Source organism: Rhodopirellula europaea 6C, assembly GCF_000338295.1.
Lineage (GTDB): Bacteria > Planctomycetota > Planctomycetia > Pirellulales > Pirellulaceae > Rhodopirellula > Rhodopirellula europaea.
In genome coordinates this window covers 1-11,661 of the sequence record NZ_ANMO01000147.1, presented here as the reverse complement: position 1 = coordinate 11,661, position 11,661 = coordinate 1, and the positions used below count along the sequence as shown (strand labels likewise).

The window sequence follows — 11,661 nt, the reverse complement described above, 5'->3', positions numbered from 1 at the left end:
AAATACGCGTGCAATCCGAATTGACTGGCATGTTGCCATGACTGAGTGCTGACGTGCTTAAAACTTAGCATCAAACCGAGCAGTCATCACCCAATGACTTTCAAGCCGCCCTACGGCTCATCGCAAGCCAATGAACACGCATGCACTTCGGAACGCAACGGTCGAATCACCCAAGGTCTATCGCTCGATTTCCTATGTTTTGGACAAGCGACCCCCGAGGACACATGACCATCTCGCCCCGATGACATACGACCACAATCAGCTTGGTCCGACAGCTGACGATTGTGGCAATCCAAGAAGGGAAGCGATGAAACATGCAAACAGCGTCATCGATACGTCCCGTTTCCCGGCTTTGAAATCTGATTCATTCCCGCCATTCATTGAATCAAATTTGGTTCCGCCGCATGGAGATCTCCATGAGCTTGCTGATGATGTCGTCGGTTGTCCCAACAAACGCATCTGGGACCATCGACAATGCACAAGCCGGCATCGAGTCATGCTCAGCGTGCTCGGGATCCTGCACCATGCAATACCCACCTGCGTTATAAATTGCTTTCAACCCCAAAGCACCATCGGATAACGCACCTGACAATACGACACCGACCGCATCGACTCCCGAGGATTCAGCGACGGAAGCAAACAGATCATCGATGCGACGAAGGCGAGATTTCATGCTGGTGTTTTCATCCACATCAAACTCCGCCCCGTCGACCTCCACCGTGTCACTGGCGTGTCCAACGTAGATCGTGCTCTTTTCGAGGCAGTCTTCGTCCTCAGGTTCTTCGACTTCGATGCGAGCTCGACCTGCCAATATGCTGTGCAGACGATTGCCGCTTTCGGGCGGCCGATGGTTTGCAAAGATGATTGTTCCGCGAAACCATTCACCGAGCGATTCGGCGATGCGAATCACTTCCACTAGGCCACCCGCCGATGATCCGATAGCGACCACCAGCCCGGGGCTCTCCCCGCAGCGAAGCGACTGTTCAGACTCACTCACCATTTCCCCACAATTAAAGAGAACGTATTTTCGGGATCGGGCGTCGCCAAGTCATCATTCGCAGACCAACAGCTAGCCCTGTCTACCAGGAACGCAGCAAAACCTTGTTCTGACTAAGTGTTCTCCGCAAAGGGAAGGAAGGCAAGTACCGACTTTCCCTGCACAGCATTTGCATGTGTCTCGCGTCATCGACAGTCGCGAACCAACCCGAGAAGGTACTTATCGAGATGTTGGCTCCGATCATACCCGTGATGCCAAAGGCAAGCGTACGAGCCCATTCTGAATGGAAGGAGCGACGTGGATCGTCAGCCCGCTCGTTTCGAACAATCTAAAATCAGCCGAATATCTGTAGGAATTTCGTTCAGCAAACGGCACCCGAACCAGGGAGCAAATGCAACGCGAGCGTCAAGACAATCACAATTGGAACTTGGCGGCCGTGCCGACGTCACCGGAGCGGATGCAGCGGACAGAGACCGCAGGATTGTGGTCTGATGCCTAGAACCATAGGTGGCCGCAGCGTCTCGAAGACGTCGTCGAGCGGTTGGCAGGGGTGCGTGTTGCTATCGTGTCTCGAGCAAGAAGGCAATTGGTTTGATGTCTGCCCGCACAAGGACTTCTCATTAAGCCAAGGTTCGCACATTTTCACGAGCGGTGCCTTTCCGGTGCCTGGATTGCCCCTTCCAGTACACCGGATTGGCATCTGCCCCACTCATATCATGGGGTACAGAATCACCCATGCACCGAAAAATCATTGCGTAAATTGAGCACAGCTCCAGTTCGTGTTTTTGTCGGGTAATGCCCGATCACAATGCCGAAGTGCGGAAGATTCCCCGACATCCAACGATTGCTTTGCGAATGCGATTGTCGGTTTCGAGCGTCCGGCCGACTCGCTGGCGATGTGAAGATCGGTCGAATCTGACCGCAAGGATTAATATCGGCGGAGGGCTAGGACGAAATAGTTTGTGAGGCTATCTACTCCAACCTAGGCGGCATCAGACCACTCAGTCGCCAATGCAAATATCGTGTTGCTGCTCCACTTGAAAAGGCGACGCCGACTCAGTAACTGCCCGTTTGTGCCCCAAGTCAAGTACCAAGTCGGCGATGCCGCTGTTGGTGCTATCGACTTGATTTCGGTCTGACTGCATGGGGGATTTCCCTAAGCCTAGGACCGAGCTTAAAACTAGCGTGCCCCGCTGGCTGAGTGCCCCTCGCCAGCGAGACCCGGCGGGAACCGGAATAGCTCCCGCCGGGTCACCATTTATTGCGAGGAAAAGCGTCTAGCAGGCTGGAAACAGTCCGAATGAAAAGCCCGGTTCTTCCGTGACGCAATAAGGCTCGCCGAAAAAACTCGCAATCGCCCTGCGGTTTTCCGCAGTGACTTTCGCGTCTTCTATTCGGGGAATCTAAGCTAGGCGGTATTTTTCTGATGGCGTTGCCCGCATGTCGTAGGCTTCACCTTTCTTGGCCCCGGCACGTTTTCGTAGTCCGCTTTCGCTAGCAGTTTGCACACGGTGTTCGTCGACGTAGAGCCGTGATCATGTGCGGCTCAGACGGAGGACTTTGTTGCAGAGGTGAAAAATGAAATGCTGCCTGACGGAACCCTTTGGTGAAGTAGCGTCGGTTACTCCTGGCGTTCAACCTGCTTACTTGTGGCACAAACAAGAATAGCCCGCCGTTTTCGACGAGCTACTTGAGTTTCAATTCGTGGCCGCTGCATGCACCTGTGACAGCTTATTTGCTAGGCGGCAAGAGGACCGAGTCAATCACGTGGATGATGCCGTTGCTGGTCATCACGTCCGTTTTCACGACCTTGGTTTTGTCGTTCAGCATTACGGTTCCGTCCTTGACTTCGATGCTGACTTCTCCGCCCAAGGTTTCAGCTGATTCCAGAGTCACAACGGTCTTTGCGGGCACCTTTCCCGATACGACGTGGTACTTCAAGATCGCAACCAACTGATCTTTGTTTTCTGGTTTCAGTAGGCTTTGCAGTGTGCCTTCGGGCAGCTTTTCAAATGCTTCGTCAGTCGGGGCAAACACCGTGAATGGGCCTTCGCCACTCAGTGTTTCCACCAAACCGCCTGCCTTCACCGCGGCGACCAGCGTGTTGAACTTCGCCGAAACCGCGGTCTCAACAATGTTCTTCTTAGCGGCTTCGTTGTGATGGGCCGCTTGCACTGTTGCGGGCAAGACGAACAGAGCCAGTGCAGCCAGAATAATCTTCTTCATCGTGAAATCCTAAGTATCGAACATGATGTGGGAACTCGAGCTTGAAAGAAGCAATCCAACGACGGCCGTGGCCGAATTGCCCCACTCGATTGGCTGATTCTCGAATCGATCGACTGTACAACTTCAACAAGCGATCTACCAAAGATTCATTGAGATGGTTCGTCGACTTGCCAACGAGCACAAGTTTCAACTTCGCTCTAATGAGCACAAATGCTTAGCGTTTGGGGCCACTTCTACTGAGCTCGAAGCACGGGCAAAACGGACCATCTTCATCACGGAAAGAAGGGAAATAATCGCTTCGGCCCGAGTCTCTGAACCACGACTAGATTTCCTCAATGACGCCCTATCGGCTGCCTAAGCTTGCGTCCGGGACGCAGCATCAGTTGTGTACGCTAGCTCCACCGTACATCCTGCGGCTAATCTGCTCTCGCCTTAAGAAAGTGGTGGTTCGCTGCCAGAGTAGCAATTGCCTAAGTGCCAACGCGCTATGCGGTTGCCGAACAGATTGCCCTGAAAACTTCTCGCAACTCGTTCACGTCCACCGGCTTGGTCAAGTGACGATTGAAGCCCGCCGCTAGCGCTTCCTCACGATCTTCATTGCGACCATAGCCGGTCATCGCGATGAGCGTCGTCCGGTCAAATTCCCGATCGCGTCGAAGCTGCTTTGCCATTTCCAGTCCGTTCATCTTGGGCATTGAAATATCCGAGAAGATGACCTCTGGCCTGAGTTTTTTGGCTAATTTCAATCCCTCGCATCCGTCTTCCGCCATCACTACGTTGTGTCCCATTGCTTCGAAAAGTTGACGCAACACAATTCGAATCGCTCGAGTGTCTTCGACTACCAACACGTCGAAAGACCGTTTGGAATAGGCGTCTTCGGGAAATGGGTTTGCTACCGGTTCGCTGGCTGCCGCTATCACACGTGGAAGTCGCATTGTGAACGTTGAGCCCTTGTTCACGCCGTCACTTTGAACGTCGATGCTTCCGGCATGGAGGTCGAGCAGACTTCGGACCAACGTCAGTCCAATGCCGAGACCAGCCTGCCCACGTTCTTGATCGACATCGTGTTGTTGAAACAATTCGAACACCGAAGCGAGTTGCTCGGTCGCGATTCCAATTCCGTTGTCGCGAACAAGCAGCTCTACCATGCTGCTTGATGGCCTCAATTCCAGCCAAATTTTTCCGTTTGGCGGTGTATACTTCGCGGCATTGTTCAATAGGTTTGCAACACACTGAGCCAGTCGTGCCAGGTCACCGTCAACGTGGATCTCGCTGTCACCGAGATCGACGTGAAGTTCCTGATGAGACTGCACAATGAACGGTCGGGATGACTCAATTCCCGCCTGGATTGCCTCGCGAAAATCGAAGCATTTTCGATCCAACCGAATTTTCCCTCGAGTGATTCTCGAGACGTCCAGCAAGTCATCGACCAACCGCGTTAACTGGTGAACTTGCCTTTGCATGATCCCGCGTAGTTCGATCTCTTCCTGCAATGACCTTTGGCTCATGTCCAGCAGATCCAACGAGTTCTTGATCGGCGAGATCGGATTGCGTAGCTCGTGTGCGAGTGTCGCTAGAAATTCATCTTTGCGGCGATCGATATCGCGAAGTTCTCCTTGTGTTCGCTCTTGCTGTTCGAGCAGATCGCGGACCTCGTACTGTTTCAACCGGGACGCAATGGCTGAGCGAACCACGCTTAGCAAAGTCTCGACATGAATCGGCTGCCTCAGCAGGGTCGCGTTGATACCAGGCTGCTGGGCGAACCAACTCAATCGTTCGTCGGTGGTAGTCAGAATCAACGGAACGTTTGACCACGCAGGCTGAGCCCTTAACACGTCAAGCAGGGGTTGGAGCGGATCCCGCCGAACTATCTGGTCGGTGAGCAACACCACAGCAGCACCGTCCTCAATGCAATCTGCCACATCGTAAAGGGACCGACAAAAGTCGACCTCGATTCCATCTTCACGAAACATGCGTTGCGCGTGTGTTTCATCGCGGACCGAGGCGGCAACCATCAGTAGTCGTCTTTCGATTCGATCACGATGACTCATGAATATGTTTCCGCTATTTCGGTCTTGTTGTTGAGCAAGCGATAGCGTGCTGCTCACACCGAAAAAATTACCGGTCGTCCTCCGCGGTCAATAAGGGATCCGCATCGCCGAAGTATTCAGGCGTTCCGGTTAAAACCCCTCGGAACTCAGTCAACGGGCCGCCGATACGAATACCGTCACTGGTAAAAGCGAGCTCGCGAATTGCTTTCTCATGTCCGCCGGTTCGTTTCTTGATCACGCTAATTGCCTTTCGGACCTTTCCCTGATGTTCAAAGTATCGAAGCAGGATGTTCGTATCGGCGAGGTAGCTGGTCTCCACCGGTGACTCAACGTCGCCGACCATGCCGTGCTGGCTGAGCGTGATCAACGTGGTAACACCCTTACCGTTGAGGTAGCTAAGCAGCTCATGAAGTTGACCACGCAAGTAGTCGTCATCAGGCATCGAATGCATGTAACCATTCAAACTGTCGATGGCAATAAATCGCACATTGTCTTCTTCAACAATCCTGCGAATGTGCCACGCAAATTCGGAGGGCGATAATTCTGCCGAATCTACTTGCCGAAGCGTGATCCGACCGTCGTCGCGATATTTGCGAAGTGGGATGTTCAACCCTTCGCAGCGTTCCAAATAGTTTTGCGCCGTTTCGTCGAAGACGAAAATCGCTGATCTACCTTGCTGATTGGCCGACGCAACAGCGTAGTTGGCAGTCAACGAACTTTTACCTGTGCCCGCCGCGCCGATGATCAATGTGCTGGTTCCACGTTGCAACCCACCGCCGAGCAGTTCATCCAATTCAGGTACGCCCCCCGATACCGCGCCGTGATCGAACTTCGTATGGTGCTCAGCCGCCACCAACCTCGGGTAGATCGCGAGACCGCCGCGAACGATGGTAAAATCGTGGTACCCAGTTCGCACGACATGACCACGCATCTTGGTGACTTGAAGCCGACGTCGCACCCGCCCATAGTCGGGCGTGTGCCGCTGCAGTTCGATCGCGCCACGAACCACGCCTTGCAGTTGCAGGTCCGCGTCGGGTAGCAGATCGTCGATCAACAGTACGGTGCAGTCTTTGGCCCGAAAGAACGCTTTCAACGCAATCAACTGGCGACGATAGCGAAGGTCACTTTGAGCGAGGTGACGCAGTTCGCGAAGCGTATCAATCACGACTCGATTGGGCTGATGTTCTTCAAAAGAATTTGTGATCGCCTGGGTTAGTTCTGTTAACTCGACTTCGGACGGGTGGAAGATTGTCGCTTCATCCGCACCGAGAGTTTCGCTGCCTGGCGACAAATCGACGATTGTCAGCCCTTCCAAATCGAACCCGTGCGATGCAGCAACGCTCCGCAGTTCTTCCTCGCCCTCAGAAAGCGACAGATAAAGAACCGACTCACCCTGCCGGATTCCTTCCAAGGCAAACTGCATTGCCATGGTCGTCTTTCCGACGCCAGGGTCTCCTTCAATCAGGACAAAGCAATTGGCCGAGAGCCCACCACCAAGGATATAGTCCAAGTGATCGTTCCCAGTTGAGATGAGCGACTCGTTCTGCTTGTCGATTTGGTCTTGAAACTGCTCCGTTGCATCCATTGGTCGTCGCGAATTCAAAAAACTGGCCTCGATCTTGCTATTCGTTGCTTGTTTGGCTTGGGTTTCTTGTAAAGCAATCGCTGTTCCAACCGAACTTCTCGACTGCGTAAATTGAGCGTGCTCGCGGTCGCGTCTGAGCGGCAGTTCACAGATTCAGCTTTCAAACACAGAGTCTGCAGATGGCTGATTCAGTCAGAATCAGGCAGTCAACGATGTCGATTTCTCGTCGGAACTCCCGACGTGAATTTTTTGACGTCTATGCTCTGCTGACTTCTCGGATTGACAGCGATCAATCCTCCAACTGATCGTGAAGACTTTGAAATGCAAAATGCTTCGGCACATCAAACTGATGCTTCACCTTGGCTCAGTTCACCGGTTTCGGATCAGACCGCATATGCATTCGGTATCGCTCGAAGTGCTTTTCCAGTCACTCACGAAGGAAGCGGAAGAAGAGCCCTCGTCGGTCTAAGCCCTGTACATTCGCCCCATCGCTTTTCGCGAACACCATCAAGCTGCAGGCACGCACTCCAAACTTAACCCCACTTCTTCGGTGCTAAGTTGCTTTTGTTGATACTGATCTGTTCGACAACAATGTCATCAACAGTGAGCACGCGTTAACATATTCCAGTGCGAGATGCGTCAACGTTCACGTTTGATCCGGTCGCCCAAAGCTCGATACCTTCCCGGCGCCACAGGTGGGATGTATTTCCGAGAAGATGGTAAAACGCTTTGCTGAACAAACGGCGAGTGGGTTTCTTTAATACAGTGGGACTCCTTAAAACGGCTTGGACGATCTTCAGGTGTCCGCCAGTCGTGGGCTACCGCAGTTTTTAACGACAAGCACGAACGCAGCCTGATCGTCAGCGGTTCGGTGGTATCCCCCACGCCGTAGACCGACAAAGAGCGGGTACCGACGCCGTCAACCTCTGCGTGAGGCCATATCATGAAGCATGCGCTCCGTCTGTTGCTGATTCTCGCCCTGATTCTTGGGGGGAGTGTCTTGATCAGATTGACACGGGAGAACGGTCGGTTAGGCGAAGAGATCGCGCAGCTAGAAGCCGAGCTGGGGCGGATGTCGATCGACGATGCGGACCGGATTTATCTCGTGGAAATCGAGACGCCACAAGTCCCACCCGAAGTCGCATCTCACGTTGATCGAGTTTGGCAATTCCGATGTTACATCCCGCCCGGCTACGACTTTATGCGAATGAGCGGCGGTGGCCGGGTCGCTGAAAACGGGATCTATCATAGCGGTTCCTCCGGTTCGAGCAGCGGTTCGCCAAATCCCGAAGCGACTCACGAGTTGCTGACTATCAGCTTTCAAAAGAAGGATAACCGTTCGGTCTTGTTTGATTGCTTCGGCGGGTCGGCAGGGACGACTTCGTGGCATCGTTTCAATCAAGAGCAACTTGACGATTCGCTGGTGGTGCAAAAGCTGGCAGCCAGCAACCAAAGACCGCGATCGTTCGACCAAGACACCATCCTGCCATTGCTGAAAATCTATGACCCGAGCACCGCTGAGGAGAAGGAAGTCGCCGGTAAGAAGTTCACGACCTACGCCGGTGGACTGTTTGTGTTGTTTCCGAAAACCCGGACGTCAGAATTCAACCAATTGCACAAAGGCGAAACGCCCAGCGATTTCGATCCCAGTTGGGTTGCGTCAGAGGTGAGTGATGAATAGCGGCAACTCGCCTCGATCGGCACGGCTGAAGTTCTCGTTGCGTCATTTAATCATCCTCACGACGCTGATCGCGGTGGGCATCGCCGTCGTTATGGTGCACCGAAAGAACCGTTTGCTGCACCAACAAAGGGAGCAACTGCTGTCGTTGTCCAGTCGTTTGATCGTTGACAACGAGGACGAGTTGACTTTGGCAGCGATGCCCCGAGTGGCCGACGACTTTCTCTCGTGGCGAGTGCATGTTCCAGAAAACGACGATTACGAACTTCGACTTGGGGCAGGAGACATTTCTGAGCAAGGAGTTCCGCCAATCGTTGACAAGGTGCGAATTCTCGCTGGGCAACATCGGGTGACGCTCCAGTCGGGTGACTCTCCTGACGAAGAATTTCAATACGTCGTCTATGTCGACGGTGAGCAAGTCATCTCAGTAAAGATGGGACAAGACTGGATTCCTGGCGGATGGTCGTCGTCCCACGGCATGGGTTGGCCACGCCAGTCAGCATCGTCTTCTTCTCCACTTCAACTGGCCGCCCGGAGCTACCGTGCAAAGCCCGATTTTGGAAAACGCAATTACTTTAACGGCAACAGCGACAACTACGTGACGCGGCTGGGATACAGGCTGTGGATCGATTCAGCCGACCAGACTTACCAGCCACCGTCGCCCCTGATGGTTCCGCCATTCGATCCACTGCATCAAGGCATCGGCTTGCGCGACGGTCTGCGTTACACGATGTCCAATCGCCCGCCCTATCACTGGACATTCACGCGACCAAGCCTGGCTACCAACGATCCAATGTTGCGAATTGTCGCGGAATTTTTCGACGGCGAAAAATCGGTTCTTTCCGATCGAACGCAGTCATTTGCCTCATGGCAGATTCGGGACGCGGCCAGCGGTTCGGCGACACAACGTTGGGAAAATGAATCGACGAAACAAACCCTCACCGCGTTCTTGCATGCGTCCTTAGGTCCCAAAGCTGAGTATCAGCCGGTGGTGGAATTGAAGTGGGATGCAAGCCGCCCAGACGAAGTCGGGCTTCGACTAGCCAATACGCCAGCAAACGATCGCATTACCCGATGGCGGCTTCGCATCCTGGGCGGCTTGGAACATTTGTGGCGAGAAATCGAAATTGGCGAGCACTCGGTGACGCTTGGCGAACTGATGTCAGAAGCACCAGTTGAGCCAAACGAAAATCTGATTTCCCTGAACATCAGCGATGGCACCGAAAGCGAGATAGCAATCCGATGGCAAACCAACGAGACGCTTCCGTTGCAAATCGTTCAGCGGACCAAGCAGCAATACGCGTCAATGCAACTCAACCGCGGCCTGCCGTCATCCTTCGGAATGAAACTCCCACGCTCGATCACAGAAAACGTATCGGCTCAAACTTCCGACCGTCATCCGAATCTCTCCATACCATTGCCAGGCGGTCCAGTGGTTCAGCAGCTTGTAATCGAGCTCGAGCGGGGCAGTCGAGAATGGGTCTGGTTTGAAGTGGGGCCACATCGCAGTCTGGGCGATCATCCACTGTGACCCCAACACGTGAAGTGCCGACGAAGTTCGTCGATGCGCTTAACCTGCGAGACACTATCCGGGCAGTCTCCGAGCGGGCGATCCTTTGACGCCTGCCGGCGGCCAAGACCAAGTTCAACTCGAAGCAAACGGTGAACCGCATTCGGTCTGACCGAGATACCTTGTTCGCTCAAAACCGATGCAAGATCACGGGGCGATCGGTTGGTCCAAAGCTGATCCGGGTTCACCAGCAAGCCCGCTGTTTCCGTTTCAATTTCTTACCGGAGCGCCGGAGTGGGTTCCGGCTGGCGATAGCTAGCAATTCGCCGGCCGCCCACATTTTCCAGATCCGATCGGCGGCCATATCTTCGGGGAGCTGGCCGACTTCTCGCGTTCCGCGGCGGATGGTTTTGGATCGCCGCCAAACAGTGTTGCAATGTACTCGGTGCCGCAATGGGGGCTGCTTCTCCGCTTCAATCGCAGCGTAGCGACGCCGGTCTTTCTCACTCAGTGACTCGTAAAGATTCACGATATTCTGTTCAATGACTTCGTTGTATCCAACCGTGACAGACTCACAGGAAAGAGAAACGACATGGTCCAATCAATCAGCTCGACCAACTTCGGAACGTCGTTCTCGAACCGTTCCTTAGCCAGTAGAAGCCGAGACTGTTGGCGACTTCGCTACCTCAGATCGTTGCGCCGCATGAGTCACGCTACTCGTTCAATTGAACCGCTCGGCCGTCGCGGATGGATTGGGCCATCGCCGCCAACACTCGCATGTCGGCTAGACCTTCTTCCCCCGGCGTTCGCGGCTTTCGATCCTCCAAAATGTCACGTGAGAAATGATCCATCTCCGACGCGAAATGATTGACCTCGGCAATCTCATGATGGGTCACCACAGAATGCGAATCCGCATTGCTCTTTTGATGTGTCATCAATCGCTGGCCGTTGTAGCTGAATGCCGGCGTCAGCTCGATCAAACCATCGGTACATGCGACGCGGTAGAAGTCATTGCGATGGGTACCGAATCCGCAACTGATGTTGGCCAGAACGCCGGAGGGAAACCGCAGCACGCACGAAACGCTTTCGGGCACTTCGCGAAACCGTGGATCGTCGGCGGGCTGGTGTGCTTGAGCGAACGCCTCGACAGGTTCTTCACCGGTGACATAACGAGCCGCGTTGATCGGATAGACGCCCACATCGCCGACCGGCCCGCCACCTAGTTCCGCGGCCAATCGAATGTTGGGGGCTTCGACGTTGATACTGAAACTACCGTCAAACGTCTTGATTTCACCAAACCGTTTTTCATCGCACATCTGCATGACTTTGCGATTCAGTGGTTCGTAGTGCAGCCGGTAGGCGATCATCAACTTGCGTTTTGCCTCCTCGGCCGCGGAAATCATTCGCTGACACTCTTCGATGGACACCGCCATCGGCTTCTCGCACAGCACATGCTTCCCTGCCCGCAGCGCGCGGACTGTGAACTCGGCGTGCATTGAATTTGGCAAGACGATGTAGACGACATCAATGCGGTCGTCTTCTAAGATCTTGTCGAAATTCTCGTAGTTATAGATCGCGTTCTTTTCGATTCCGTAGGCATCCGCAACGGTCTTC

The 11,661-nt window shown here is 53.9% G+C and carries 9 protein-coding genes; 2 read left to right on the top strand and 7 right to left on the bottom strand.

Annotation, left to right across the window (positions count from 1 at the left end):
• Positions 1 to 385: 385 nt before the first annotated feature.
• The 5 genes from RE6C_RS15620 to RE6C_RS15605 form a co-directional block, all read right to left on the bottom strand.
• Entirely contained in the window at positions 386 to 1,000 is a 615-nt protein-coding gene (locus RE6C_RS15620; RefSeq protein ID WP_236618247.1) for a chemotaxis protein CheB, read from the bottom strand.
• A 998-nt stretch (positions 1,001 to 1,998) separates the two neighbouring features.
• On the bottom strand, positions 1,999 to 2,142 hold the full coding sequence (locus RE6C_RS32485; RefSeq protein WP_008657999.1) for a hypothetical protein: 144 nt from the start codon (positions 2,140 to 2,142) through the stop codon (positions 1,999 to 2,001).
• Positions 2,143 to 2,728: 586 nt separating this feature from the next.
• Complete coding sequence (locus RE6C_RS15615) at positions 2,729 to 3,223, bottom strand: fasciclin domain-containing protein (protein ID WP_008657997.1); 495 nt, start codon at positions 3,221 to 3,223, stop codon at positions 2,729 to 2,731.
• Positions 3,224 to 3,708: 485 nt separating this feature from the next.
• Positions 3,709 to 5,274 (bottom strand): response regulator, encoded by a 1,566-nt coding sequence (locus tag RE6C_RS15610; protein ID WP_144054789.1) that lies wholly within the window; start codon positions 5,272 to 5,274, stop codon positions 3,709 to 3,711.
• 67 nt (positions 5,275 to 5,341) lie between these two features.
• Positions 5,342 to 6,877: an ATPase domain-containing protein gene (locus RE6C_RS15605; protein WP_201766880.1), complete on the bottom strand. Its 1,536-nt coding sequence runs from the start codon at positions 6,875 to 6,877 to the stop codon at positions 5,342 to 5,344.
• Between the two features lie 925 nt (positions 6,878 to 7,802).
• Here RE6C_RS15605 and RE6C_RS15600 point away from each other — a divergent pair.
• Together RE6C_RS15600 and RE6C_RS15595 are read left to right on the top strand one after the other, a co-directional pair.
• Positions 7,803 to 8,540, top strand: a complete 738-nt coding sequence (locus RE6C_RS15600) for a hypothetical protein (protein ID WP_008657991.1) — start codon at positions 7,803 to 7,805, stop codon at positions 8,538 to 8,540.
• On the top strand, positions 8,533 to 10,068 hold the full coding sequence (locus RE6C_RS15595) for a hypothetical protein (protein ID WP_008657990.1): 1,536 nt from the start codon (positions 8,533 to 8,535) through the stop codon (positions 10,066 to 10,068). Before RE6C_RS15600 ends, RE6C_RS15595 begins: the two co-directional genes overlap by 8 nt.
• Here the strand turns inward: RE6C_RS15595 and RE6C_RS33575 are convergent.
• On the bottom strand, positions 10,056 to 10,295 hold the full coding sequence (locus RE6C_RS33575) for a hypothetical protein (protein ID WP_039962243.1): 240 nt from the start codon (positions 10,293 to 10,295) through the stop codon (positions 10,056 to 10,058). The genes RE6C_RS15595 and RE6C_RS33575 overlap by 13 nt on opposite strands.
• Positions 10,296 to 10,760: 465 nt before the next feature.
• A partial coding sequence (locus RE6C_RS15580) for a Gfo/Idh/MocA family protein (protein WP_039962241.1) occupies positions 10,761 to 11,661 on the bottom strand: 901 nt, incomplete at its 5' end.